The sequence below is a fragment of the Photobacterium ganghwense genome (genome assembly GCF_017329545.1).
In the GTDB taxonomy this organism is placed as follows: domain Bacteria; phylum Pseudomonadota; class Gammaproteobacteria; order Enterobacterales; family Vibrionaceae; genus Photobacterium; species Photobacterium ganghwense.
This window is the reverse complement of sequence record NZ_CP071326.1, coordinates 1,499,848-1,525,227: the sequence shown is the minus strand read 5'-3', so window position 1 is coordinate 1,525,227 and position 25,380 is coordinate 1,499,848. Positions and strand designations below refer to the sequence as shown.

Here is a 25,380-nt window from a genome sequence, read left to right as displayed (position 1 = left end):
TTATGAAAAGTGTTTTTAGCTCAACAAGGCAAAAAAATTCTTAGAACGTTCTCAATGTTTCATCTACTACCATCAAATTACCCAATCTTCACAACAAAAAAAATTTGATTTCATTGCCCTAATTTTTTATTGCACCAGTAACTTTATGACCTTACTATCGCGCTGCTTCTTGATGATAGCCAATCCGAGTACATCACATCACGTTTTGTGGCAAGGCGATAGAGCAACTATCCAAGAGTGACTTTGACTGCGCAACTGCGCTTTTTTTGACGCTCCACTTTTCATCACTATGTAAATGAAAAGTGCTTATGTACTGGAGACTTGCAATGGCTCACGCTCATTCTGTTCTGGATTTCCAATCTTTTTCTTCTCAGGCGCTTTCTGCTGACGAAACACAATTAATTACATCGTCGGTAGAGCAATTTGGTGCACCGTTACTTCTGCTTGATTGCGACGTGATTCGCCAGCAGTACCGTGCGCTGCACAATGCGTTGCCGGGAGTGACTCTTCACTTTGCGTTAAAACCTCTGCCGCATCCGGCAGTAGTCAGGACGCTATTGGATGAAGGCGCAAGCTTTGATTTGGCAACCAGTGGTGAAGTTGAGTTGGTCGCGCAGGAAGGTGTACCTGCCGAACGCACAATTCACACACATCCTATTAAGCGTGATGCTGATATTCGTGATGCGCTGGCTTATGGCTGCAATGTGTTTGTTGTCGATAACCTTAATGAACTGGCGAAGTTCAAAGCGTATCAAAATGACGTTGAGTTGTTGGTACGCCTGAGCTTCCGTAACTCAGAATCGTTTGCTGATTTGTCGAAAAAGTTTGGCTGTTCACCAGAACAGGCGCTGACCATTATCGAAATGGCGAAAGAATGGAATATTCGCATTAAAGGCCTGTCATTCCATGTCGGGTCACAAACCACGAATCCACAAAAATATGTTGAAGCCATTCGCACCTGTAAAACGGTGATGGAGCAAGTGGTTGCACGTGGTCTGCCAGCACTGAGTACGCTGGATATCGGTGGCGGTTTCCCTGTTTCTTACTCTAAGCAGGTGATGCCTATTGATCAGTTCTGCGTGCCAATCAACGAAGCGCTGAACGAGTTGCCTGAGACTGTTCAGGTGCTGGCTGAACCAGGACGTTTTATTGTGGCGCAGTCTGTCACCAGTGTGGCGTCCGTTATGGGACAGGCCGAGCGTGAAGGTCAGATGTGGTACTACCTGGATGACGGTATTTACGGCTCGTTCAGCGGACTGATGTTTGATGATGCTCAGTACCCGCTGGTGGTGCTGAAACAGGAAGGCGAGTATGTACCAAGCGTGCTGGCCGGACCAACCTGCGACAGCATTGATGTGATTGCTGAAAATATCATGCTGCCGAAACTGGATAATGGTGATTTGGTGGTTGGTCGTATGATGGGGGCTTACACCAGTGCGACAGCAACCGATTTTAATTTCTTCAAACGAGCGCAGACAGTACTGCTGAACGAGCATGCTGAGAACAGCGAACGTATGATTGGCTGAGTCAATCAATAACTGATTGCAACGGATTATTGCTCAGCCTGATTACAGAGCTGTGACTGATTAATCGGCTAACGAATCCAGAGAAGCTCTCACCTTGGTGAGGGCTTTTTTATTGGTGATTGATTTTGCGCTTAGCTGACCCGTTTTCATGCTGAACTTGTCCCGGCCTTTATGCACAGCGTTTAAGCATAGCATTTATGTACTGCCTTCATGCGCTAAATTCCGATGTTGTTTTCAGATAACAGATGACGATAAGTCTAAAGTCATTCTTTCCAGAGACTCTTTATCCAGCAAAGGATGGGGATAGACGCCGGATACCAGCGCAATGTCCACCGCAGGAAGAGGGGGCATGTTGTCGAGAATGCGCAAATCGTCAGTGACGCTGAGCCTGCCCATGGCTCCAATGGCCAGTCCTTCCCTGACAATCGCCCGTTGGGCGGATGCGGTGTTGCAGCAGGCAAGCAACAAATAGGACGTGCCCCGCTTGGTTAAGCCGTCGATTGCGGCGGCGTGATACTTACAGTCTGTCTGGAACAAGGCCAGAGGCACAGGCTGGGAGTCATCCAATGCATACTCTTTGCTTGCAATCCAGACCCCCTGATCGTGCATCAGCCAATGGCCTTCTTCGCTACCGGGTGCTCGTGTGAGAATCGCGGCGTCGATTTTGCCTTCATCGAGCCATTCTCTCAGCGTCACACTCGGCTGGCTGTAAACCTGAATAGAGCAGGTGGGTTCGGCTTGCTTAAGCACACGAATCACTTTAGGCAGGATAATATCGTTGTAGTCTTCCGGACAACCGAGCCGAAGCGAGCGTTTGTTCTCGTAGCGTTTTACTTGCTTGAGGGTTTTATTGTGCAATGCGACTAACTGCTCGGCATGGGTACGTAGCGCCAAACCCGCTTCGCTTAAGACGAGGTTTCGGCCTTCTTTCACAAACAGGCTGACGCTCAGCTCATCTTCCAGTTTTCGCATTTGTGCACTGAATGCAGATTGGGTGCGGTGAATCTGCTTCGCTGCGCGAGTAAAACTGCCGGTTTCAACAAAAGCAAGAAAGCTTCTTAGTGCATCAATGTCCATTCAGGCGGCAATCCATCGTTTTTATTAATATGTGCTATTAAAACTATCCGTTAGTGCTTATGAAAACAATCCCTTACTCTGCAAACACTCAGACAACACGCAGGGAGCTCAGATGCAACTTTTTATTGGAAACCAAAATTACTCAACCTGGTCGTTACGTGCCTGGCTTATTTTTGCACAGAATGATCTAAACGTAGAGGTGGTGAAGCTCAAACTGTTCAGTGAGGGGTTTTATCAATCACTGGCCGAGGTTACGCCAACCGCTAAAGTCCCTGCCTTGATCGACGTTGAGGTGGTGGTATGGGATTCACTCGCCATTTTGGAATACGTTAATGAAGCCTACCTGGAGGGCAAAGCCTGGCCACGTTCACCCAAAGACAGAGCCAAGGCGCGTGCTGTTTCAGCAGAAATGCATTCAGGCTTTTTCAGTCTGCGTAATGAATTACCGATGAACTGCCGGGCAAGCCGAAAAGTTGAACTGAGCCAAGAGGCACTCAATGACATCGCTCGCATTGATGCGATCTGGTCAGAGCAAATGGCGCTCTATCCTGATGGTTGGCTGTTTGGTGAGTGGTCTATCGCAGATGCGATGTATGCCCCTGTTGCATTGCGCATGCAAACGTACGGTATTCCGTTGTCTGCTCAGGCCAAAGCGTATCAGCAAAGGGTACTCAACAGTCAGGCGATACAGCGCTGGTTAGCGGAAGCCAGCCTGGAGACGGATATTGTCGTTGAGGATGAAGCCGGCGAGCCGGTATAAAACCAGAGGGCCAGTATAAGGCTTCAACTGGTATTACCGCGAACGGCTCAGTGATGAGCCGTTCATCTTTATGGCCTGCCATTGATGCGGTTGTCGTTGTGGTTGGGGTTTCGGCTGTGGTGATGGCATGAAGCGTCATTGGTTCGCTGAAGGAGTCTTTAAAATGTTCCACAGCTGCTGGATTGCTTGATTCTTGTCTGGCTGGGAGGTGACTTTCTCCGTCATCAGATAATACTCGTTGCCCGTGAGAAGTGTCTCGGGTGAATAAATCACTAAGCGCTGGCTTTCCAGCTCCTCTTGTATCAGCCGACAATCGCATAACCCAATCCCGAATCCTTTCAACGCGGCCTACGTGACTTGTTCTAATGTCGAGAAGTAGGTATTTGCGCCGGTTATGCCATCACCATATTTTTTCTGCCAACGCGCCCAGTCATCCTTTTTACTGTGGGCGTGCAGGAATACACGGGGAGCCGGAGACGGTTTGGACATGGCGGCTAAATACACGGGACTTACGACCGGAATCAGGCACTCTTCAAATAGACATTGATAGTCATAGAGTTCTGATGATAACGCTTTGCCGAAAACAATTTTGGCGTCAAAGTCATCTAAGCTTTTACTGTCGTCATGTTGATAGCTAGACGTCAGATTCACGCAGATATCAGCATGTTCGGTATTAAACGTACCAATTTTTGACAGAACCCAGGACGTAGTACACCCCGGCGCGCACAGGTTGATGTGGTTGATGGTCGTTGATGGAGGTTCCACGAATGCCGTGAGCGTTTTAATTACCTCTTGTGCGATGGGTAACAGTTCATGTCCTGCCGCCGTAAGCCTAAGCCCACGCGCCTCCCTGTGAAATAACGGTTTATCGAGCTGTGTTTCCAGATTTTTGATCTGTTTGCTGACGGCTCCTTGCGTGAGAAACAATGTTTTAGACGCCGCCGAAATATTGAGGCTTTGTGCCACAACGACAAAAGTTTGCAGTGCTGAGGTGGAGGGGAGTTGAGGTTTCATTGTGTCAGCCTATTCCGGTCTGGAATACCGACTATATCTTTTTTTCGATTTTCATGACAGGTGTCCCGTGTTGTTATTGTCGCTACGTAATGAGTTGTTTTTATATAAATTAATTAAGGTGGCGAGATGATTACAGCAATCGTAAAAGCGCGAGTTATTGAAGAAAAAATGGGTGACATTCGGCGTGTTGCGGCTATTTTGCAATATGAATACGCACCTGATGAACCCGGTTGTTTACAGTATGAGTCTTATATAGACGGTGAACAGTTTGTCACGATTGAGCGCTGGCTTGATCAAGCGCACCTAAACCAGCACTTGGCAGCAGAACACGTCAAAGAGTATGTCCCTCAACTGAGAGCTTGTGTTGTCGGCGGCATCTTTGACGTGCTGTTTATTGACTCCGAAGGTTGTCGGCACGTGACGATCTAACTCTCTCTTCATGTTTCCATCTCACCGTGCAGATTCACACTAATTGGCCATAGAGGTAAGCCAGCTCGGCGACGGTTTTGGCGGAGAACTTTTTCAGCAAACTGGCGCGATGGACTTCCACGGTTCTGACCGCAATACACAGTTCATCGGCAATTCGCTGATTGCGCTTGCCCTCAATGATCAGCCGCAGGATATCTTTTTCGCGTTCAGTCAGGGAATGATAGGCCGATTTTGCGTCGGTCATATCCTGACTGGTTTGCGAAACGTTAAAGCCGTGCCGTATTGCCTGTGCCAGTTCACTGCCTTTGACCGGTTTCTGGAAAAAGTGAATCGCGCCAGCCTGCATGGCATCTACGGCCATTGGCACATCACCGTGACCGGTCAGGTAGATCACCGCCAAAGGGCTGTTTTTCTCACGTAGCAGCTGGTGGACCTGCTGGCCTTTGAGCTTAGGCATGCGGCTGTCGAGGATCACGCAGCCTGGCAGAGCGAGGTTAACGCGATCCAGAAATGCCTGACCGTCTTTGAAGGTCGTGACCTTGAACTCGTGTTCTTCCAGCATGAAAGCCAGCGAATCCCGAACTGACTTATCGTCATCGACAACGTACACGGGCAAAACGGAGGATGTTGTGGTCATGAAACACTCCTTGTTTGTGAGGTGGAATGGGTGGCAGCCATAGCAATTCCGTCATAGGGTAGGGTGATCGTGGCGATACAGCCTTGAGGCGCCTGATCTGTTTGAGGTGCCCTTTCTGCTTGAAACGTCGAGGGGGCTTGATGCTCGCGGTTAGCCAGTGTCAGTTCGCCACCGTGTGCTTCAATAATGTCACGACAAATAGCCAGTCCCAGCCCCAGTCCGTCTGGCTTGCTGCTGTTAAAGGCGCGACTAATGTTCTCTTGACTTCCTGCCCGTAACCCTGTGCCGTTGTCGATGATTTGAATGCGTAGTGCGGTAGGCATATAGTTAGTGCATACTTCGATTTGGGCTCTGTAATACAGAGCATCGCCTGATTGGACGCCCTCAGTGATGACAGAAAGCACTGCGCCGTTATTTGTGCCTTTTTTCGTGTCATTTTTCTTATCAATGACTGCATCGATATATGGTTCAATATTGGTGTTAATGTTTGTATAGGTGACGGTATCGCTTGTCATCATTGTTTCTGTCGTCGCTTCTTCACAGGCATCCATCGCATTGTTGAGTAGGTTAACCAGCACCTGCTGAATGCCTACCGCATCGATGAGCAGCGCGTGTGGAGCACCCTGACAGGTGCGTGACACGGTCACCCCTTGTTTTTTCAACCGGAATGCCAGCAGGGCAACCGTGTCGTGGATCAGCGATTCCATATCACAGGACGTTTTATCGACGCTGCGTTTTTGGATCAACGTACGCAGGCGGCGAATGATGGCATCGGCGCGATCTACCTGCTCCTGAATTTTCTCCATCACCGGAATAATTTCTTCATGTGGCTTGTGTTTTTGCAGCCTCAGCATTCCCCCTTCGCTGTAATTGCGAATAGCGGCCAGCGGCTGGTTGATCTCGTGGGCCAAACTGCTACCCAACTCGCCGACAATCGCGACCCGCTGGGCATGTTCCAGCAGATCACTTTTTTCTTTCAGACGAAGCTGGGCGGCTTCCAGCGACTTCTGACTGCGGCTGAAGCGGTATTCCAGCCAGAAATGGTAGGCGTTCAGGAACACGATCAACATGATCAGCCCCCATCCCCATTCCTGATGTGCTTTTAGCCAGCGCAGGGCTTCCTGCCACCAGGGCTGCTGAAGTGGGTGAATATCCAGCTCTTGATAGAGCTTGTCGATAGCCAGCAGGCTGACGGGGGACGTCCACCCGGAAGCGCCGGCCGCAATCGCCGCGTGGCTGTCTGCAGGCATCGCCAAGAGAGCACGGGAAACTTGTTTTGCCAGACTGGCAGAAGTGCGCTCTGTTTTGGCAAAAGACCAGTTGGGGTAAAGTGCCGTTGAAACCTCGCAGGGGAAGCCATCGGGCGCGCGATTGTTGATCACCCGAAAAGCATCAGGCTCAAGTAACCCTTCTTTTACCATGTTTTCCAGCAGGCAAGCAGGTACCACTGCGGCCTCGACCGTGTGATCACGAAGCTGGTAAAGGTTGGCATCAATGGGAAATCCAAGGAAATGTACGTCGGCAAAGAACTCATCCGGATTACCGCCAGACAGAGTGATTTGGTAACGCAGGGTCAGATACCCGCCAAAAGCATTCTCAGCAACGGCCGCAACAGGGTGACCTGCAATGTCTTCCCAACGTTGATAGGGGGAGTCATTGCGTACCACCAGTGTAGAGCCGATACCGTGGTTCTGGCTCACCGGTGCCGTGCTGGATAAGGTCGCCAGCCACGACAGGGCATATTGTCGGCCCAGTCGGACGGCTTGTCCCGGGTTGGTCAGTACCAGGTCGATGTGCTGGCTTTCAACGGCCGCAGCCATTTGCGGCAGATCCAGAGGGCGTAGCACAAACCGGGTGTCAGGAATCTGCGATTCCAGCCAGTCGAGTGTTGGTTGCCAGCGCTGCTCGGCGTAGAGGTGTCCGCGAATTGCCAGCACGCCGACTTCGATTATCCGCTTTAACTCAGCTGTTGACTCATATTCTGGCTTTGATGAGCTAATGGCAGAAACATCGGAGGTATCCGCAACGGCTAAAAGCGAACAGAAAGAACTGAATAAAAAGACCGACACAAACGACAGCGAAGCAAGAATGTGCCTGGCTGAAAAGCGCGTAGCCGGTTGTTGATGCGGGCTTTTGGCAGAGAAACCATTTGCCCTCCAGACTGTCATCCATCACTCCATGATCTTGAGCTGCAATCGCTTTTTAAACAGGTAACCTGTTATTGCATCCCACTTTTTCGGGATGTTTTGGGCTTGGCGTTAGGATACCAGCAGTACCGTGAAAACCTCATTTGTTTTGGATCAACTTTGCTTCGGGTATGTGGAAAACCACAATATCAGCCCAGTGATGGAAGGCCGACAATACCCCTGAACTCTCTACGTATTTTCAGGCAGGTGATGTATGGATTCCACCAAACGACGCTTTCTCAGTGCTCTGACTGCGGGGGCGGCACTGATACCGGTCTCTGGGGCCTCGGCGGCCACCACTGTTATTCGCAATAACAACCAGCCCGATCGTAAAGGCATGGTCGGGAAACGCTACGCAATGGTGGTTGATCTACGTAAATGTGTCGGCTGTCAGGCTTGTACGGTGGCGTGCAGTATTGAAAATCAGGCACCCATTGGCCAGTTCCGGACCACAGTCAAACAGTATGAGGTGACGCTGGATGATGGCTCTACCATCACCCAAAACGTGAAGTCGTTCATGCTGCCTCGTCTTTGCAACCATTGTGACAATCCCCCTTGTGTCGCGGTGTGTCCGGTGCAGGCCACGTTTCAGCGAGAGGACGGCATTGTGATGGTCGATAACCAGCGCTGTGTAGCCTGTGCGTATTGTGTTCAGGCTTGCCCTTACGATGCCCGTTTTATCAATGAAGAGACCCTGACTGCGGACAAATGCACGTTCTGTGCTCATCGTCTGGAAAAAGGGCTGTTACCCGCCTGTGTGGAAACGTGTGTAGGTGGTGCACGGATCATCGGAGATATGAACGACCCCAACAGTACCGTCAGCCGCCTGCTTTCTTCCCATAAAGATGATCTTAAGGTGCTCAAGCCAGAAGAAAACACCAAGCCGCATGTGTTCTATCTCGGGATGAATGAGCGCTTTACCAGTCACATCCATGGCAGGGCGGCGATTTATGAGCCTCGGGTTTATGACAATGCGCCTGCGAAAGAACACGCAGCGCAAGAACAAGCACAAGGAGATCAGGTATGAATATCACCGAAATCTTGGTGCCACCACAGGCCATTGCCTGGTTGCCGTGGGCGGTGCAGTATTTTTTCTATATCGGCTCGGCGTATGCTGCCGCCATCATGTTTTTGATTGCACTGGCCTTTGAGAATCATACCAGTCACCGTCTGCGCGCCGCACTGGCACTGACGATGGCTATCGGGGCGATTGTTGGTCCCCTTGCGTTAACCGGCGATTTGCACCAGCCGGGGCGAGCCTGGCATTTCTACCCCCATTTTACCCCTTGGTCGTGGATGTCGTTGGGAGCGGTACTACTTCCACTGTTTACCGGACTGGCCATTGTCACCACCTGGCTATATCTGCGACCGGATTTGATCGCCCTTCAACGCAACTCGAATAAGGTTCTGGCTCAGTGTGGCAAGTTAGCTTTGGGACAGTGGCAGACTTCCCGCTCAGTCATGCTGTTCAGTGCTGGCGGTACAGTGTTGTCAGGGGTGTCTATTGCCTTGTATACCGGCGCTGAAATTGCCGTGGTGACCAGTCGGCCGTTATGGCACCAACCGGCGTCACCGGTACTGTGGTTTGTGACGGCATTTTTGGGGGCGGTCGGTTTTTCGCTGATTATCTGGCTGCTGTTTCCCTCCGCCGGACGAGATGAACTGACCCGTACAGATCTGCGTCTTTACCGCCAGACAATGATGCTAAGTGGCCTGCTGGCGTTGTTACTGGTGCCTATTTGGGCATCGAACAATCCCGCCTTTTCGCTCTATTCAGACCCGCACTGGCTCACCAGCCTGATTGTGCTGGCTGCCGCATTGTTTGCTTGTGTGATTCTGGCGCTGGGTGTGTTACGAACAGGTGCTTCAGCAACAAGCTCGGCAACAAGTCAGGTAATGGAAGGGTGTCGACAACCCCGTCGTTTTCCAGGAAAAAGCCGTCTATGGCTGGTCGCTGTGGTGTGTTTGCTGGCCGGGTGGTTCACCCGCTGGGTAACCATGATGCAGGTGCAGACGATCCCAAAAGCCGATGTGGGCCCTTATCCCTACCATTTACCGCTGGACGGGAATGGCCTGTTGGGGATTGCCGGTATGTTCGGGCTGTGGCTGGCCCTGGCTTTACTGGCTTCTGAATTGCTTCAGCCACGTCAACCCGTGTCCGTCTCCCCGGATCAGAAGTAAGAGGATGTGATTATGGATAACAAACGTCGTCAGTTATTGAAATCGGGCCTGGCGGTCGGTGGGCTAGGCACTTTTGCTGCCGGTTACGCAACCACGGCCAAACACATGGTGGAAGGGGCGATTGAAGGTACGGCAGGGCAGAAAACCCATCATGACCATCACGGTAACTCACTGGAGCCGGAATACCACACCACGAAAGAAGGCAATCTGATCGCGAACCCTAACCAGCGAGTGGCACCGTCAATGTGTTTTGGCTGCTGGACGCTATGTGGGTTGCGGGTCAGGATCGATAACCACACGGATGAGATTTTGCGTATTGGTGGGAACCCGTATCACCCGCTTTCGCATCATCAGCAGATTCCGTTTGAGACACCGGTTAAAGACGCCTATCTCGGACTGGCAGGAGAAGCCGGGCTGGAAGGCCGTTCTACTGCCTGCGCCCGGGGTAACGGGATGATCGAAATCCGCAACAGTCCTTATCGGATCACTCAGCCGCTGAAACGTGCCGGGAAACGGGGCGAGGGAAAATGGGTGCCGATCAGCTACGAGCAGTTGATCACTGAAATTGTTGAGGGTGGGGATTTATTTGGGGAAGGGCACGTAGACGGCCTGCGGGCCATTCGCGACCTCGACACGCCAGTGGATGCGGATAACCCGGAATACGGTCCTAAGGCGAACCAGTTGCTGGTGACCAATGCCAGCAACGAAGGACGTGACGATATCCTGAAACGTTTTGCGTTTAACAGCTATGGCACCCGAAATTTTGGTCATCATGGCTCGTACTGTGGCTACGCCTTTCGCGCTGGTTCAGGGGCGTTTATGAACGATCTCGACAAGTTTTCCCACCTGAAACCGGATTTGGAGCATGCGGAATATGTGATGTTTATTGGCATGTCCCCGGCGCAGGCCGGGAACCCGTTCAAACGGCAGGCACGTCAGCTGACGCAGGCGCGCACCAGCGGTAAGTTCGAATACACGGTGATCACGCCAAGCTTGCCTGCCGGATCATCGAGTTTGGCGGCCGAGGACAATAACCACTGGATTCCGATCAAACCCGGCACGGATTCGGCGCTGGTGCTGGGGATGATGCAGTGGATCATTGCCAACAACCGATACAACCATCAGTTTCTGGCGCAGCCGGGGGAAAATGCCATGCAGCGGGCCGGTACCGCACATTGGTGTAATGCAACTCACCTGGTGATCAGCGATGAGTCTCATCCTCGGCATGGCAATTTCCTGCGCGTATCTGATCTGGCTACGTTGCCTGACCTGAAGATTTCGCCCGCGCTGAGCCTACCGTTTGACGGCGAGCCTCGTTCGGAGGCCGATCCGTTTGTGGTGGTTGATGCACACTCTGGTGCGTTGTCTGCTCATACCCAACACGGAGAAGCGGCACTGTTTGTCGATCAGACAGTCATGACAACCAAGGGCGAAGTCCGGGTGAAGTCGTCGTTGCAGCGTTTAAAAGAAGAGGCATTTAAATACGATCTGGATTTTTATAGTGAGCAATGTGGCATTCCCAAAGCACAAATTATCGAGCTGGCAGAACGGTTCACCAGTCATGGCACGAAGGCCGTCGTCGATACTCATGGCGGGAACATGCACACCAACGGGTTTTACAATGCCTTCACCATCGTCATGCTCAACGCGCTGATCGGTAACATTAATTGCAAAGGCGGGGCGATGGCCAAAGCCGGTGGCTATCCGACTTCCGCGGCGGGGCCGCGTTATGATTTCACCCACTTTGACGGCAAAGTCGCGCCTAAAGGGGTGTTTTTGTCCCGCAGTAAATTTCCGTATCACAAAACCAGCGAGTACAAGCGTCGGGTCGCGGCAGGGGAGTCCCCTTATCCCACGCGTGCGCCCTGGTACCCGATCTCAGCGCCGTTGCTGACCGAACATTTATCGGCGGCTATCGACGGGTATCCGTATCGAGCCAAGGCGTGGATCAACCATATGGCGAACCCGATTTATGGGGTGCCCGGTTTGAAAACCTTGCTGGAGGCGAAGCTCAAAGATCCGCAGCAGCTTGGCCTGATTGTTTCTGTCGATGCGTTTATTAATGAAACCACTGCATTATCGGATTACATCGTGCCGGATACGGTGACTTACGAAAGCTGGGGGATGACTGTGCCTTGGCATGGTGTACCGACCAAAGCCGTCACGGCCCGCTGGCCGATTGTTGATGCGAAAACGGACAAAACACCAGATGGCCGCCCTATCAATCTGGAAAACTTCATCATTGATGTGGCGAAAAAAATGGCTTTGGGTGGGTTTGGTGACAAGGCGATTGTGGATGCACGGGGTGAGTGGCATGACATTCACAATGCGGAAGATTTTTATTTGCGCTCCGCGGCCAATCTGGCGTATGTGAAGGGCGGGGTGCCGGATGTCAGCGCGGAAGATGTGCTCTGGTCAGGGCTGCAGCGCCTGCTGCCGGCAATGCAGAACACGCTCAAACCGGAGGAGCTGAAAAAAGTGGCCTTTGTGCTGTCACGCGGTGGGCGATTTGAAAATGCCGATCAAGCCTACAATGAATCACTCATGAAGCACAAATGGCAGAATCCGGTTGCGATCTGGAACGAAAAAGTCGGTACATCGCGTAATACCCTCACTGGAGAGTTCTATAGTGGTTGCCCGGCCTGGTATCCGCAAAAGCTCAGCGACGGCACGCCAATGGAGGCGCAATACCCGACCTCTGAATGGCCGTTCAGGCTGACGAACTTTAAATCGAACATTCACAGTGCGGTGTCAAACCTGTCGCCACGCCTGAATTCAATCAAAGGTGTTAATCCGGTTTACCTGCATCCGACAGATGCTGAGCAGGCCGGTATTCAGACCGGAGATACCTTCGTGATTGAAACACCGGGAGCCAGCACGACAGCGTTAGCGATGGTAGTGGATGGGATTGGCCGGGGAACGCTGGGGTTTGAGCATGGTTTTGGTCATACCGAGCTGGGCCAACGGGCGCACTGGATCGGGGATAAGCAGCAACCGGTGAAAATGAAAAGTGCGGACGGCGTGAATATCAACGATATAGGGTTGATCGATCCCACCCGAGAAGGGCCGGGTGTCTTGCTTGACTGGGTGGTTGGTGCAGCCGCCCGACAAGCGCTGCCGGCACGAATCCGCAGAGCTTGACGCTTTAGTCGGCGGTCAGAAAGCCGATGCCATAAAATTGCTGCCATAAAGCGATGGCTATAAAGTTCGAATGCGGTCATAGGGCAGAAAAAAGCACTGAAGTGGTTTGCTTCAGTGCTTTTATTGTTTCACGACGCGTCCGCTATATTTTGCTATATCCAGCTATAGATTAAACATTAAAGCAGGACACGGCATGCCCGCTGGTGTTTTTGACCAGCACCGGCGCTTCCTGAGAACACTGCGCAGTGGCATTCGGGCAGCGCGGGTGGAATGCGCACCCTGACGGCGGATTTAACGGGTTGGGCACTTCACCAGTGACAGGTGTTCGCTCTTTGTTGATTTCATCCATCGACGGGATCGCATCCATCAGCATCTTGGTATACGGATGTTTGGGCTGCTCGAAAATCTCGTCGACGTTGCCGACCTCAACCAGCTGTCCCAGATACATGATCCCAACACGGTCAGAAAAATGGGAGACAACCGACATGTCGTGGCTGATGAATAAATAGGTCAGCCCCAGTTTTTCCTGTAACTCTTTCATGATGTTCAGGACTTGAGCCTGGACAGACACGTCGAGAGCGGAAGTCGGCTCGTCGCAGATCAAAAACTCTGGTTCACTCGCCAAAGCGCGTGCAATGGAGATCCGCTGGCGCTGGCCACCTGAAAATTCATGTGGAAACTTAGTCATGTCATTTTCGCTCAGCCCCACCTGGCGCAGCAGTTCGCCAACCCGTTGTTTGCGTTCCTGCTTGTCCGGTAAGAGCCCAAACAGCTCTAAGGGCTCGCCAATAATGCGTTCAACTTTCCAGCGAGGATTCAAGCTGGCGAACGGGTCCTGAAAGATCATTTGAAAGCTTTTTCTCAGCTCCTTCATTGTCCGTTTGTCCACTTTTGCCATGTCATGGCCCTTGAAGTGGATCCGGCCGCCGGATGGCTCATACAACCCCGACAATAACCGTGCGACGGTGGATTTACCACAGCCGGACTCACCCACCAGACTGAAGGTTTCGCCCGGGTTGATTTCGAAATCAATGCCGCGCACCGCGTGTACGTATGTTTTCTTTTTCTTCTGCAACAGGCGAGTAAGAAGAGGCGCTGAAATATCGAATTTGATTTGCAGATCTTGTACTTCAATCAAAGCATTTCTCATATCATGCGGCCTCATGCTGGTTTTGTGGAAACAGGCAGGCAACAGCCGACGCGCCAGTGAGGTTTAACTCAGGCTCACTGGACAGGCATCCAGCCTGACAATGCGTACAACGCGGATGGAACTTGCATCCGTCAGGTAAGGCATTCAAACGTGGCATTGCGCCGGGAATCTGTTCCAGCCAGCGTTTTTTCTCACCAATTCGAGGAATAGAATTCATCAACCCGATGGTGTAGGGATGCTGAGGCCGTTTTAACACATCCCGTACTGAACCTAACTCAACCAGTTTTCCGGCATACATTACCGCCACTCGATCGCACACTTCCGCGATCACGCCCATGTCATGGGTGACCAGCATGACAGTCGCACCGTGTTGCTTACACAGACGTTTGAGCAGTTGCAGTACTTGCGACTGAACCGAAACATCCAGCGCGGTGGTCGGCTCATCGGCAATGATGATTTGAGGATCGACGCATAAGGCAAGGGCAATAACGATCCGTTGACGCATCCCTCCGGAAAACTGATGCGGGTATTGGTCAATCCGCTGCTCGGCAGCAGGAATACCAACTTCTTTCATCAGGTTGACGGCTTTTTCTCTGGCTTCGTTTTCACTCAGCGGAAGGTGAGTCTGTATCGTTTCTATCAGCTGCTCGCCAATGGTCAGCACCGGATTCAGGCTGGTGAGCGGATCCTGAAAAATCGCGGCGATTTCTTTTCCCCGCATCTGACGGCGGGCTTCTTCATCAAGGTTATCAATGCGTCGCCCGTTGGCATGGATAGAGCCGGATTTAATCCGGCCTGGGTGCTCCAGAAGACCGGTAATCGCCGAACCGGTAAGCGATTTACCGGCACCGGACTCGCCGACTACCCCTAAAATTTCCCCCTGGTACATATCAAAGGACACATCGCGAATGGCCTGCAAATTTCCTTTTCGGTGCACAAACTCGATACTTAAATTCCGGATCGATAAAATGGTTTGTCTGTCTTCCATAACGCTTACCTCAATTTTGGGTTTAGTGCATCGCGCAACCAGTCGCCGACTAAGTTTACGGACAAGGCAATCAGCACCAGAGTGAGGGAAGGAAACGCGACAACCCACCATTGGCCGGAGAAGAGATATTGATTGCCCTCATTGATCAATGTGCCCAGAGAAGGCTGGTTCGGCGGCATACCAACCCCAAGAAATGACAATGTGGCTTCGGTCAGGACCGCAAGTGCCAGATGCAGTGTCGCAATAACCAGAACCGGGCTGACCACATTCGGCAGGATGTGCTGAAACATGATGCGGGCGGTGCTGCTGCCCATCACTTTCGCAGCCTGTACATACTCTTTGTTGCCTTCGAGCAGGGTTGAACCCCGAACGGTACGGGCGTATTGCATCCAGCCCGTCAGAGTGATGGAGAAAATAATGATATAAACCGCAATGTCGCCATGCATGTCCTGAGGAAAAATACCGCGTGCCGCACCACTGACCAGCAGGGCAAACATAATGGTCGGAAAGCTCAGCATGGCATCGGCTACCCGCATAATGAGGGCATCGGTTTTTCCGCCGACGTAACCACTGATAACCCCCAGGCTGACGCCCAGCAGCATGGAACAAAAGACGCTGATCACACCCACAATCAGGGACACTCTCAGCCCATAAAGGATCAGGGATAACACATCACGCCCCTGAATATCCGTGCCCAGAGTGAAGCGCGGATCGCCTTCGCTTTCCCAGGCTGGCGGCAGCTCAGAATCCAGCAGATCAAACGCTGTCGTATCAAACGGATTGTAAGGTGACAATTGTGTCGCAAAGCTCCCGGCCAGCAGTAGCACTAACAGCAATGCGGCGGCAAACATCGTGAGTTTGGATTGGGTGAAGCTGTACACAAAATCACTGTCCATAAAGGTGTGACATTGTGTTTTGAACCGGCTGAACCAATGCGGTGAGCGTTGCTCTGCAGCCGCGGTACCAGAGTGAATCTTTTCCATGATAACGCTCCCTTACTTCGCTCTCATTCGCGGGTCAACAAACTGATAAATAATGTCGACAACGGTGTTGATCGTGACAAAAATCAGCGAGATAAAAACCAGATAGGCGGAGATCACCGGAATGTCGACATAGTTGACCGCCTGGATAAACAACAGCCCCATTCCCGGCCACTGAAAGATGGTTTCTGTCACCACGGCAAAGGCAATGAGACCGCCAATCTGCAGTCCGACAACAGTAATGACGGGCAGCAGAGAATTTTTCAGAACATGCTTGTAACGGATGCTGCGTTGTTTAATGCCGCGGGCTTTGGCAAATTTGATGTAATCGGCGCGGAGGGTTTCCTGCATTTCACTTTTCAGCAGGCGCATCACCATGGTTATCATAAACAGAGCCAGTGACATTGCCGGCAGGATGATGGATTGCCAGCCGGTGACCGTCAGAAGTCCGGTAGACCAACCGCCAATCTCGGTAATTTCCCCGCGGCCATGTGATGGGAACCAGCCCAGCCAGACAGAAAAGACAATGATTAGCAGGATCCCAACGACAAAGCTGGGTAATGAAACACCCACCAGTGATAAGGTTTGCACCAGCGAAGTCATCACGCGATTTTTCGAGAAAGTGACCCACACGCCCAAGGGGATACCTATAGCCAGTGACATCACCACAGCGACAAACACCAGTTCCAGTGTGGCGGGCAGCCGCTCGGCAATCAGTGAAAACACATCACTCTGGTTGTAGTAGGAAATCCCGAAGTTACCCTGGGCGATATTTCCGACAAATCGGGTGTACTGAGTGAGCACCGAGTCATTTAGCCCCAGCTTGTTTCTCAGTTCGTCCCTTTCAATCTGGGTGGCGTTTTCCGGCAGCATGCCGTCTACCGGATCGCCCACAAACTGGAACATCACGAAAGCAATCAGTGCCACGGACATCATTAGTCCGCAGGCCTGTAAAAAACGCTGGATCAGGAAAGCAATCATAAGCAATTACCCTATCTAGATTATTGGATCTGTGCTTTCCACAGGCGAACAACGTTGTCCGACTGCTGCGTAATGGACAGTTTCTTCGACGTTACCCAGGCAACCGGTTCAAAATGCAGTGGCATATAAGGCAAATCGTTTTGTGCTTGTTTCAGCGCCGCAGCCATCAGGGCTACACGTTTGTCTTTGTCCAGCTCGGTAGAGGCTTGCTCGATGTAGGTATCGACTACGTCGTTACGGTAAGTCGGAATGTTGAAAGCGCCATAGATGCCGTTGTCTTTTGAATGCAGGAGTTGCTGGTTGATACTGTACGCATCAATTAACGGAAGGTTGGCCCATCCCAGCACGGCAATGTCCGTTTTACCCTGGTCGCGGATGGTGGAGTAGGTGCTGCGCGGGTGCATGTTCAGGCTGGCATTGATGCCCACTTTTGCCCAATAGCGCTGCACGGCCTGACACCATTGCTCAGCATTAATATACGCCCCCTGAACACAATCGAAGGCAATATTGAAGCCATCCTGGTATCCCGCTTCTTTTAATAGTTGCTTCGCTTTGTTCGGATCGTAGGGTAATTCAAGCTGAGAAGAGGCATCGTAGCCGGCAATCCCGGGGGCGACATAGGTGTTGGCGACTTCTGTCATATCTCGCATGATTTTCTTCACGATCACATCGCGATTAACCGCCTGAACCAACGCCTGTCTGACGCGAATGTCTTTCAGTGGATTTGCGTCAAAGTCATTTTTTGCATTGAGTGAATCTGCCATGTTGAAACTCAGGTAATCCACCCGCAAAGACGGCTTAATTTTCACGGTCAGCTTCGGATCTTTTTCCAGCCGAGGAAGATCCTGTAGAGGGACATCGGTGGTGATATCGAACTCGCCAGACATTAATCCGGCCAGGCGGGTGGCATCCGAAGAGACGGGTTTGAACACCACCTTATCGATGTTGTGCTGCTTCTGAGCGTTGTTCCACCATTTTTCGTTCACTTTCAACACCATCTGAGCATCGCGGCGACGGCTTTCCAGAATGAACGGCCCGGTACCATTGGCGTTGTTGGTTGCGAAACTCTCAGTGCCGAGGCTCATGCTGCTTGGCATCAGTGCGTTATTGGCGGTCAGCCACTCTTTGTCCATGATGAGCACGCCGGTGAGTTCATTGAGCACAATCGGTGATGAAGGCGTGGTTTTGATTTCCACTTCGTAGTCGCTAAGTTTTCGGGCGCTGACGACAGATGAGGCATTCCCGCGGATCCCGGAATCAGGGTGGGTGACGCGTTCAATCGACGCGACGACATCATCAGCATTAAACGGGTTGCCGTTATGGAACGTGACGCCCTTGCGCAGGGTAAAGCGAATTGTCTCGTTATCCACCTGTGTCCAGGCTGTTGCCAGTGCCGGGGCAATGTTGAAGTTGTCATCCCACTGCACTAGCCCTTCATAGATGTGGTTTTGAAATGCTAAGGCTGACGTAGACGCGAATGCGTAGGGATCCAGGGTCGGGATATCAATGGACTGGGTCCAGACCAGTGAATTTTCTGCCATTGCGGCCTGACTGAAAAGTGCAGTAAGGCCAAGAGTAAGCATCGTTTTTTTCATCGCAATATCCTTATAGCGCTGGTTAGCTGAGAGTTCCCTTACCTCTGAGCGGGATGTTTTGTAGCAAGCTCAACACGAAATGTTTTTTGCTTGTAATAATATTGTTAGCAATGGATGCTGTAACAATCAACAATAAATAATGATTTTTTATATCAATAAGAGATGTCGGATTCTTTTTGGGTATCTGGTTTTTATTTAATTAATTGATTTATATTGTTTTTGTATTCTTTGGTTTAATGTCTTCTAAGATGCAATGGATTTCCTGATTGTTAACAATGCGTTTTATTTTGTTGTTTTGTTTGATTGACTATCTAGGATTGTTGGCAATATGATGATTAAAAGTTAACAATTAAGAAGGGAAGGATCTCGATGGCTACTTTACTACTCAAACAAGCACAACTAGGGACGGCCAAGCACAAAAGTGATGTGCTGGTGAAAGACGGCAGCATTGCTGAGATAGCATCACTGATCAATGTCGAAGCAGACACTGTGCTGGATGCCGATGGGCTGGTTATGCTGCCGGGCTTGATTGACGGGCATGCACATATTGATAAAACGCTGTGGGGAATGGAGTGGTATGAAAACGATGTTCCTCGAGATCTTCAGGCAATTGTAGAAAATGAACGGCGGTTCAGAGCAGAAACGCCCTTTGACTCGCAGCAACAGTCGGAGCGCATTGCAAAAGAATACCTGCGTTTGGGAACAACCCATATCCGCACCCACATTGACGTGGACACGGAAATGGGGTGCCGGCATGTAGAAGGCGTGCTGGCCACCAAAAAAAAGCTGCGTGGTTTAGTTGAGATAGAAACCGTGTGCTTTCCTCAAAGCGGGATGTTAGGTCGACCAGGCACTTATGATGTGATGGACCAAGCCATGATGATGGGGTGCGATTTGGTAGGCGGGATTGATCCTTCCTCTTTTGAACGCGATCCGGTTCGCCATATTGATTGTTTATTTGAGTTAGCCCAGAAGCATGGCAAAGGTATCGACTTACACCTTCATGAAGCGGGTGAGCTAGGTGCCTTTTCTGTGGAGCTGGTGGTAGAACGTGTTCAGGCGACGGGAATGCAGGGCATGGTCACGATCAGCCATGCTTTCTGCCTTGGCGAGGTTGATGACGGTTATCAGCGAAAACTTGCTGCGTTGCTGGGGCAAAACGATATTCGTATTGCCACCACTGCACCATCGAATCGAACAGTCCCGCCATTTGAGCTGCTGCGCGAGCATGGGGTTATTATCAGTGCGGGCAATGATGGCATTCGAGATACCTGGAGCCCGTATGGCAATGCCGACTTATTACAACGGGCAATGTTTCTGGGGCTGAAATACCGCTGGCGAAAAGATAAGGAGCTGGAGCAGGCATTGTACGCCATCACTGAGGGTGGTGCTCAATTAATGGGTCTGGAAAATTACGGTCTGCGCCCAGGGGCTGATGCCGATTTTGTCTTGGTTAAAGGTCAGAACTTTGTCGAAGCAATTGTTTCCCAGCCAGCACAGCGAACCGTCTTCAGAAAAGGACGCTGTGTTGTCAATAATGGCGAGTGGGTAGGAGGGGCACTATGATCACCCGGCTGAGTGCGAAATGGATTGTCGGTTATCAGAACGGTGCCCATTGTCTCTACGAAGATGCTCAGATTGTCTATGAGCAGGGCGGCAAAGTTCTGTTCGTGGGTCATGACTATCCGGGCGTCGTGGATGACTCTATCGATTTGGGCAATGTCTTGATTGGCCCCGGGTTTATCGATCTGGATGCCATTGTCGACCTTGACTCCACGGTGCTGGCTTTTGACCACCAACCCGGCTGGAAGAAGGGACGTTTGCCTTCGTCTGCCTGGCAGCGGCGCGAAACCTACAGTAATGCGCAGCTGGATTTTAATAAGCGGTACGCGTTCAACATGTTGCTGCTCAACGGCATTACGACCGTAATGCCGATCACTTCGATTTTGTACCGGGAATGGGCAGAGACGTATGACGAGTTTGTGCGTACGGCGGATATTGCCGTTGAGGCCGGCATCCGTGCCTTTCTCGGCCCAGCGTATATGTCCGGTTATGGGGTGGTCAACCCGGACGAAAGCGTCAGCATGGTGTTTGACGAAGCGAAGGGGCTCTCCGGCCTGCGTCAGGCAATTCACTATATCGAGCGTCTGCGTGCCGATTACCCGGAGACAATTGAGGGGGTGTTAGCGCCGGATAGAATTGAAGGCTGTACGCCTGCGCTTTTGCAGGAAACGGCCCGTGCCATGCGAGATTTACAGTGCCCGGTGCGGTTACATAGCTGTCAGGGCGAGTTCGAACTGAAAATGATTGATCGTCTCCATCAGGGGAAATCATCCATTGAATATATGGCAGAAGCGGGCTTGCTCAGCAGGCATCTTTTATTGCCTCACCTGCAATTTCTGGGGGGGCTGACACCGACAGACGCAAGGGTCAATGATGAGCTGGCGCTGATTGGTGAAAGTGGTGCCAGTGCAGTGATTTGTCCGCTGGTTGCAGGGCGTCATGGTAAATACTTTTCAGGTGTTTCCCGCTTTAAGCAACACGGCATTAATTTATCGCTCGGAACGGACACTTTCCCGGTCGATATGATCCAGAACATGCACATTGGCTGTATTCTCAGCCGGGTTAATGAGAGCAACATTACTGAGGCTTCGGCCCTCGATTATTACAATATGGCCACCTTGGGCGGAGCGAAGGCGCTGGGGCGGGATGATCTGGGACGGCTCTGTGAAGGGAGTGCCGCCGACATGATTATCTTTGACTTCAATAACATATATACTGGTCAAAATTTTGACCCAATCACAACCATGGTGATCAACGGGAATGGGCGAGATATTAAGGGAGTCATAGTCAACGGTGTGCGCCGAGTGTGGGATGGCAAATTAACCCATCAGGAATGGGACATGGCCTTACTGCACCAGCAAGCTCAGCATCAGTTTGATTACTTTAAATCGACCTACCCGGAACGGGCATTTGGCTCTCAGTCATTGGATGAAATTTTTCCTCCTTCACTGCCCGTTCATCGCCGCCAATAAAAGCAATCATGGACATTACCATGCGAGGAGTTAACGTGCGCCAGACAGACGAAAAGCAACGTGTATATTCTGACATTTATACCGCCATTGTTACTTTAAAACTGCCTCCATCAACTCGAATGGTAGAAACCCGTCTGGCTCAGGCTTTATCAACCAGCCGTGCAACGGTTCGTGATGTGCTACGTGAGTTGTCTCTGGTCGGGCTCGTTGAAATACAGCCCAATAAGGGGGCCGTGGTTGCTTCGCCAACCCGTGATGAAGCGCGCGACATAATGGATATGCGATTTATTCTTGAGCAAGAATCAACCAGCCAGGCGGCACAGAAAATAACGGCGGAAGATATTGCAGAGCTTGAGAAGTACATCGCTGATGAACAGGCAGCAATTGATAATGATGAATATGCGAAGTCACTGGATTGCTCGTTAAATTTCCACCTTAAATTAGCCAAAGTCTGCGGGAATCAGTTTTTGGTGAAATCTTTACAAGAAATGCTGGGGCGTTCCTCGCTGGTATTTAACATGTACAGTATCAAGCGTGAAGGCAGCTGCCATTGTAAAGAGCACACCGATATTTTAAACCTTTTAAGAAAAAAGGATCATCAGGGCGCGAGAGAGTCAATGCGGCTTCATCTTGAGTCTCTTAACAGCAATCTTGATCTTAAAGAGTTTGATGCCGAAAACGTGGATTTTGAATCTATATTCTCGAAAAGGATAAGTTCCGATGTTGATTGATGATCCGCTTTTTTATCTGATCTCAATACCTGCCGTCATATTGTACGGCATTGGTAAAGGGGGATTAGGTGGCGCGTTAGGAGATATCGTGGTGCCTATGATGGCACTGACGATATCAACCAGCTTAGCCGCAGCGATATTACTGCCAATTCTGATGGTGATGGATGCTTCTGCGATTCGCTATCATTTTCACAATGCCAGCTGGCCACATCTGAGAAAGATGTTGGTTGGGGGTATCGCTGGTGTCTTTATGGCGGCACTTTTGCTCTCCAGTTTATCCAGTGCGGGGCTGCAGCTTCTGGTTGGTGCCATTTCTATTGTATTTGTTTTGTTGTATGTCTTTAAAAAGGAACAGAGTAAACCGGGTGGTACCGTATCCGCTTTTCTCTGGAGTTCAGTCGGCGGCTTTTCTAGTACAGCAATCCATGCTGGTGGTGGCCCGGTCAGTATTTATCTGTTACCACAGACATTAGACAAAAAGAAACTGATAGGCACCATTGTCTGGTTTTTTGCAATCCTTAACTACTTTAAGCTTACGGCCTATGTCAGCCTTGGGTTAATTAATATGCAGAATATTATGTCGTCGCTAGTATTAGTGCCTTTTGCATTATTAGGCGTCAAACTTGGCGTGATGTTACTGGATAAAATTAATCAGGAAGTGCTGTATAAAACGTGTTATTTCTTCCTGTTCTTTTCAGGATTAAAACTGATTTATAATGGCCTGTTTTAATTATTCATTTATTGTTAGCGCCTTTCTCCGACACTAAGTTTTTATTTGATTTTTATCTCCTCTGATTGCCAGGCCTGTGGCTGGGATAGCTGTGTGCATGGGCTAACTGTGTGCGTGGAATAGCTATGTGTAGAGGAAATGTCATTATTTGTTTAGGTGAAGCTCTGACGAGAAACTCTTTTACGGCAGAGGTTTCCTGTGGTGTCGGAATGTTTTACAGCATCACTGTCTGGATAAATTGACGTTTGGTCTTGCTGCTGGCACCGTTTCTTCCGCATGAGACAAGCGTTTCAGGACGGAGACCTTACATAACTCATGGATTTAAAAAGGAAAGAAAAGAGAGATCGTATTGTATGTAAAGTTTACATACTACACTGCCTGAAAATTAATACATAATGATTTCAGTGGGTTGCATATTGGTACGCATAATGCTTTTAAGACTTACCAAAACGCAAAAACAATATAAATACCAATAAAGGAGCAACACCATGAACTCATATATTAAATCTGGTCTTTTCACTCTTGCACTTGCCGGTACTTCAATGAACGCATCGGCTACGTATTTGGATTTCACGGATGGCTCTTACGCAAGTCTGAATGGGCAACAGTCAGCGACTGTCGGTGATATTACTTTTTCATCCTACCGTTATTTCATTGATGGTGTGGGGAACATTGCTAACCATTCCTTCATCACGGGCGATCAGTCATTAGTACAGCTTTCTTCCGGCAATCGGGGAATTGGGGTAGATACCATTCCGACAAATATTGTAGAGAGTGTCTTTGATGATAACGATAAAGTCGATGGCTGGGAGTTTTTAGTATTGAGCTTCAACCACCCGTCAACGGTGAATGGTCTGTATATCAATAATCTTAATCTTCTGTTTGAAGCGGCAACGGCCTTTATCATTGATGACCGACATCCGGAATTTGAATTGAATGTGAATACGGATCTGCTTCATCTGGATACGTTACTGGATAAGCTGACTCCGGATGCGTTTAACTTCGATAACCAGTACTGGGATTTTGAGGGCGAAGACTACGTCAAACATATTGTACTGTCCGGGGTAGGGTTGTCTGACTTCCGTCTCGCAGGGCTGGACTACTCGTACGGCGGCTACCCTAATCCTGTCCCAGAACCAGCGAGTCTGCTGCTGATGGCATCGGGTCTGGGCTTTATTGGCTGGCGCCGCACCCGTCGCCAGCACGGGAAAGCGAATCAAGCGCTTCTCGCCTGAGTGTTTTGGTTCAATTTTCCAGCAAATAAGTGCTGCTGGCCTGTCTACACTGATATGCCCACTCTGGTCTGAATAGGCAGTTAACAGGCAAGCAGCGCTGTATGAAAAGTTGTAAGTCATGACAAGTTGCAAGTAATGAACAGCCAATCAATCGCGCTACAAGCCAAAAAAAGCCCCAAAAAAAGCCGGTGCAACTCGCACCGGCTTTGTGTTTTTACAATGATCGTATCTGTTGCCCTGATCGGATTAGATTCACTGTCTGCCTGCAGACTGAATCAACGTCTTCCGTTAACGGCGTAGAAAATCCAGTAACCAACGGGTGACCTGCTGGCTGTCGACCGGTTTTTCCAGTGAAGTTAATCCATTATCTAACACCGGCTTGGGCAAAATGTTTTCCCGATAGAGCATCAAATCCCGGGAATACGCTTTGCTGAATTCCGGATGACCCTGTACACCTAAAAAGTGGGTGCCAACCTGAATCATGTAATTGGGGCAGAACGTACTGCCTGCCAGCACTTCACTGTTTTCTGGTAACCCGACGACCTGATCCTGATGACTGACAACCAGTGACAGGGTTTCAGGAAGGCATTGCTCTTCATCCAGCCAGTCTGGCGACTGCAGCAGGCTGTGGGTAGCTACCCCGACTCCCCAGCCCTGAGGCGCCTGGATTACATCGCCGCCCAGCGCCTTGGCGATAAGCTGGTGACCAAAGCAGATCCCGACCAGCTTTTTTTCCTGATCATGTAAACGCCGTACGAAGTCGAGCAAATTGGCTATCCAGGGAAACGGGTCATTCACGCTGTGGCGACTGCCGGTCGTCATGTACGCATCGCACTCATCAATGTCTGACGGCAGTTCCCCGTCGAGCGCACGGTAAAAAATTAACTCCAGTGAATCATCCTGTTCATGCAATAAAGCTTCAAACATTGCCGGATAATTGCCATGTAGCTGTTGTAACTCAGGAGTGACATCATCGCATTGCAGTATTCCGATCTTCATTACGT

21 protein-coding genes are annotated in these 25,380 nt (G+C 50.5%); 11 read left to right on the top strand and 10 right to left on the bottom strand.

The genetic code is table 11. The features are described 5' to 3' along the window. Positions 1-326: 326 nt before the first annotated feature. The gene (locus tag FH974_RS23080) at positions 327-1,526 is read left to right on the top strand and encodes a type III PLP-dependent enzyme (RefSeq protein WP_047886140.1); all 1,200 of its coding nucleotides are present in this window, start codon (positions 327-329) and stop codon (positions 1,524-1,526) included. A 234-nt stretch (positions 1,527-1,760) separates the two neighbouring features. Here FH974_RS23080 and FH974_RS23075 read toward each other — a convergent pair whose 3' ends face one another. Next, a complete protein-coding gene (locus FH974_RS23075; RefSeq protein ID WP_047886139.1) occupies positions 1,761-2,603 on the bottom strand; it encodes a LysR family transcriptional regulator in 843 nt (280 codons plus the stop codon). Between the two features lie 112 nt (positions 2,604-2,715). Here FH974_RS23075 and FH974_RS23070 point away from each other — a divergent pair, with 112 nt between their 5' ends. Beyond that, positions 2,716-3,363, top strand: a complete 648-nt coding sequence (locus tag FH974_RS23070; RefSeq protein WP_047886138.1) for a glutathione S-transferase family protein — start codon at positions 2,716-2,718, stop codon at positions 3,361-3,363. 348 nt (positions 3,364-3,711) lie between these two features. On the opposite strand, the gene FH974_RS23065 is transcribed toward FH974_RS23070, so the two are convergent. Continuing rightward, the gene (locus FH974_RS23065; RefSeq protein ID WP_207103793.1) at positions 3,712-4,377 is read right to left on the bottom strand and encodes a LysR family transcriptional regulator; all 666 of its coding nucleotides are present in this window, start codon (positions 4,375-4,377) and stop codon (positions 3,712-3,714) included. A 126-nt stretch (positions 4,378-4,503) separates the two neighbouring features. Between FH974_RS23065 and FH974_RS23060 the strand changes: the two genes are divergently transcribed. Next, positions 4,504-4,806, top strand: coding sequence for a putative quinol monooxygenase (locus FH974_RS23060; protein ID WP_047886137.1), 303 nt, complete (start codon positions 4,504-4,506; stop codon positions 4,804-4,806). 34 nt (positions 4,807-4,840) lie between these two features. Here FH974_RS23060 and FH974_RS23055 read toward each other — a convergent pair whose 3' ends face one another. Continuing rightward, positions 4,841-5,443 carry a response regulator transcription factor gene (locus FH974_RS23055; RefSeq protein WP_207103792.1) on the bottom strand — a complete coding sequence of 201 codons (603 nt, stop codon included), beginning with the start codon at positions 5,441-5,443 and terminating at the stop codon, positions 4,841-4,843. Next, entirely contained in the window at positions 5,440-7,611 is a 2,172-nt protein-coding gene (locus FH974_RS23050; RefSeq protein ID WP_084712624.1) for a sensor histidine kinase, read from the bottom strand. Before FH974_RS23050 ends, FH974_RS23055 begins: the two co-directional genes overlap by 4 nt. Before the next feature lie 232 nt (positions 7,612-7,843). Between FH974_RS23050 and dsrO the strand changes: the two genes are divergently transcribed. From dsrO to FH974_RS23035, 3 genes are read left to right on the top strand one after another with little or no spacing between them, the layout of a single operon-like run. Then, positions 7,844-8,656, top strand: coding sequence for a sulfate reduction electron transfer complex DsrMKJOP subunit DsrO (gene dsrO / locus FH974_RS23045; RefSeq protein WP_047886135.1), 813 nt, complete (start codon positions 7,844-7,846; stop codon positions 8,654-8,656). Beyond that, positions 8,653-9,810 (top strand): NrfD/PsrC family molybdoenzyme membrane anchor subunit, encoded by a 1,158-nt coding sequence (gene nrfD / locus FH974_RS23040; protein ID WP_047886134.1) that lies wholly within the window; start codon positions 8,653-8,655, stop codon positions 9,808-9,810. The genes dsrO and nrfD overlap by 4 nt, the downstream gene beginning before the upstream one ends. Before the next feature lie 12 nt (positions 9,811-9,822). Continuing rightward, positions 9,823-12,951, top strand: a complete 3,129-nt coding sequence (locus FH974_RS23035) for a tetrathionate reductase subunit A (protein ID WP_207103791.1) — start codon at positions 9,823-9,825, stop codon at positions 12,949-12,951. A 169-nt stretch (positions 12,952-13,120) separates the two neighbouring features. Here FH974_RS23035 and FH974_RS23030 read toward each other — a convergent pair whose 3' ends face one another. The 5 genes from FH974_RS23030 to FH974_RS23010 form a co-directional block, all read right to left on the bottom strand. Beyond that, on the bottom strand, positions 13,121-14,101 hold the full coding sequence (locus tag FH974_RS23030) for an ABC transporter ATP-binding protein (RefSeq protein ID WP_107193888.1): 981 nt from the start codon (positions 14,099-14,101) through the stop codon (positions 13,121-13,123). Position 14,102: 1 nt separating this feature from the next. After that, the gene (locus FH974_RS23025) at positions 14,103-15,089 is read right to left on the bottom strand and encodes an ABC transporter ATP-binding protein (protein ID WP_047886131.1); all 987 of its coding nucleotides are present in this window, start codon (positions 15,087-15,089) and stop codon (positions 14,103-14,105) included. A gap of 5 nt (positions 15,090-15,094) precedes the next feature. Next, entirely contained in the window at positions 15,095-15,985 is an 891-nt protein-coding gene (locus FH974_RS23020; protein WP_047886387.1) for an ABC transporter permease, read from the bottom strand. A 99-nt stretch (positions 15,986-16,084) separates the two neighbouring features. Beyond that, on the bottom strand, positions 16,085-17,050 hold the full coding sequence (locus FH974_RS23015) for an ABC transporter permease (RefSeq protein WP_047886130.1): 966 nt from the start codon (positions 17,048-17,050) through the stop codon (positions 16,085-16,087). A gap of 20 nt (positions 17,051-17,070) precedes the next feature. After that, complete coding sequence (locus tag FH974_RS23010; RefSeq protein ID WP_047886129.1) at positions 17,071-18,645, bottom strand: ABC transporter substrate-binding protein; 1,575 nt, start codon at positions 18,643-18,645, stop codon at positions 17,071-17,073. Between the two features lie 369 nt (positions 18,646-19,014). Here FH974_RS23010 and FH974_RS23005 point away from each other — a divergent pair, with 369 nt between their 5' ends. The 5 genes from FH974_RS23005 to FH974_RS22985 all read left to right on the top strand — a co-directional run bounded on the left by FH974_RS23005 (position 19,015) and on the right by FH974_RS22985 (position 24,376). Next, on the top strand, positions 19,015-20,211 hold the full coding sequence (locus tag FH974_RS23005) for an amidohydrolase (protein WP_047886128.1): 1,197 nt from the start codon (positions 19,015-19,017) through the stop codon (positions 20,209-20,211). Next, positions 20,208-21,680, top strand: a complete 1,473-nt coding sequence (locus tag FH974_RS23000; protein WP_207103790.1) for a chlorohydrolase family protein — start codon at positions 20,208-20,210, stop codon at positions 21,678-21,680. The genes FH974_RS23005 and FH974_RS23000 overlap by 4 nt, the downstream gene beginning before the upstream one ends. Before the next feature lie 35 nt (positions 21,681-21,715). Beyond that, positions 21,716-22,411: a GntR family transcriptional regulator gene (locus FH974_RS22995; RefSeq protein ID WP_047886126.1), complete on the top strand. Its 696-nt coding sequence runs from the start codon at positions 21,716-21,718 to the stop codon at positions 22,409-22,411. Further along, positions 22,401-23,141, top strand: a complete 741-nt coding sequence (locus FH974_RS22990) for a sulfite exporter TauE/SafE family protein (RefSeq protein ID WP_047886125.1) — start codon at positions 22,401-22,403, stop codon at positions 23,139-23,141. The genes FH974_RS22995 and FH974_RS22990 overlap by 11 nt, the downstream gene beginning before the upstream one ends. A gap of 488 nt (positions 23,142-23,629) precedes the next feature. Next, positions 23,630-24,376, top strand: a complete 747-nt coding sequence (locus FH974_RS22985; protein ID WP_047886124.1) for a PEP-CTERM sorting domain-containing protein — start codon at positions 23,630-23,632, stop codon at positions 24,374-24,376. A gap of 288 nt (positions 24,377-24,664) precedes the next feature. Here FH974_RS22985 and FH974_RS22980 read toward each other — a convergent pair whose 3' ends face one another. Then, positions 24,665-25,375: a glutamine amidotransferase-related protein gene (locus FH974_RS22980; protein ID WP_047886123.1), complete on the bottom strand. Its 711-nt coding sequence runs from the start codon at positions 25,373-25,375 to the stop codon at positions 24,665-24,667. Positions 25,376-25,380 lie beyond the last annotated feature (5 nt).

Coding starts and splice junctions, on each gene's coding strand:
- FH974_RS23050 (WP_084712624.1), bottom strand. CDS start 7,611: ATGACAGTCTGGAGGGCAAATGGTTTCTCTGCCAAAAGCCCGCATCAA.
- FH974_RS23000 (WP_207103790.1), top strand. CDS start 20,208: ATGATCACCCGGCTGAGTGCGAAATGGATTGTCGGTTATCAGAACGGT.
- FH974_RS22985 (WP_047886124.1), top strand. CDS start 23,630: ATGAACTCATATATTAAATCTGGTCTTTTCACTCTTGCACTTGCCGGT.
- FH974_RS23010 (WP_047886129.1), bottom strand. CDS start 18,645: ATGAAAAAAACGATGCTTACTCTTGGCCTTACTGCACTTTTCAGTCAG.
- FH974_RS23015 (WP_047886130.1), bottom strand. CDS start 17,050: ATGATTGCTTTCCTGATCCAGCGTTTTTTACAGGCCTGCGGACTAATG.
- FH974_RS23020 (WP_047886387.1), bottom strand. CDS start 15,985: ATGGACAGTGATTTTGTGTACAGCTTCACCCAATCCAAACTCACGATG.
- FH974_RS23030 (WP_107193888.1), bottom strand. CDS start 14,101: ATGAGAAATGCTTTGATTGAAGTACAAGATCTGCAAATCAAATTCGAT.
- dsrO (WP_047886135.1), top strand. CDS start 7,844: ATGGATTCCACCAAACGACGCTTTCTCAGTGCTCTGACTGCGGGGGCG.
- FH974_RS23075 (WP_047886139.1), bottom strand. CDS start 2,603: ATGGACATTGATGCACTAAGAAGCTTTCTTGCTTTTGTTGAAACCGGC.
- FH974_RS23025 (WP_047886131.1), bottom strand. CDS start 15,089: ATGGAAGACAGACAAACCATTTTATCGATCCGGAATTTAAGTATCGAG.
- FH974_RS23035 (WP_207103791.1), top strand. CDS start 9,823: ATGGATAACAAACGTCGTCAGTTATTGAAATCGGGCCTGGCGGTCGGT.
- FH974_RS22980 (WP_047886123.1), bottom strand. CDS start 25,375: ATGAAGATCGGAATACTGCAATGCGATGATGTCACTCCTGAGTTACAA.
- FH974_RS23005 (WP_047886128.1), top strand. CDS start 19,015: ATGGCTACTTTACTACTCAAACAAGCACAACTAGGGACGGCCAAGCAC.
- nrfD (WP_047886134.1), top strand. CDS start 8,653: ATGAATATCACCGAAATCTTGGTGCCACCACAGGCCATTGCCTGGTTG.
- FH974_RS23060 (WP_047886137.1), top strand. CDS start 4,504: ATGATTACAGCAATCGTAAAAGCGCGAGTTATTGAAGAAAAAATGGGT.
- FH974_RS22990 (WP_047886125.1), top strand. CDS start 22,401: ATGTTGATTGATGATCCGCTTTTTTATCTGATCTCAATACCTGCCGTC.
- FH974_RS23070 (WP_047886138.1), top strand. CDS start 2,716: ATGCAACTTTTTATTGGAAACCAAAATTACTCAACCTGGTCGTTACGT.
- FH974_RS23080 (WP_047886140.1), top strand. CDS start 327: ATGGCTCACGCTCATTCTGTTCTGGATTTCCAATCTTTTTCTTCTCAG.
- FH974_RS23065 (WP_207103793.1), bottom strand. CDS start 4,377: ATGAAACCTCAACTCCCCTCCACCTCAGCACTGCAAACTTTTGTCGTT.
- FH974_RS23055 (WP_207103792.1), bottom strand. CDS start 5,443: ATGACCACAACATCCTCCGTTTTGCCCGTGTACGTTGTCGATGACGAT.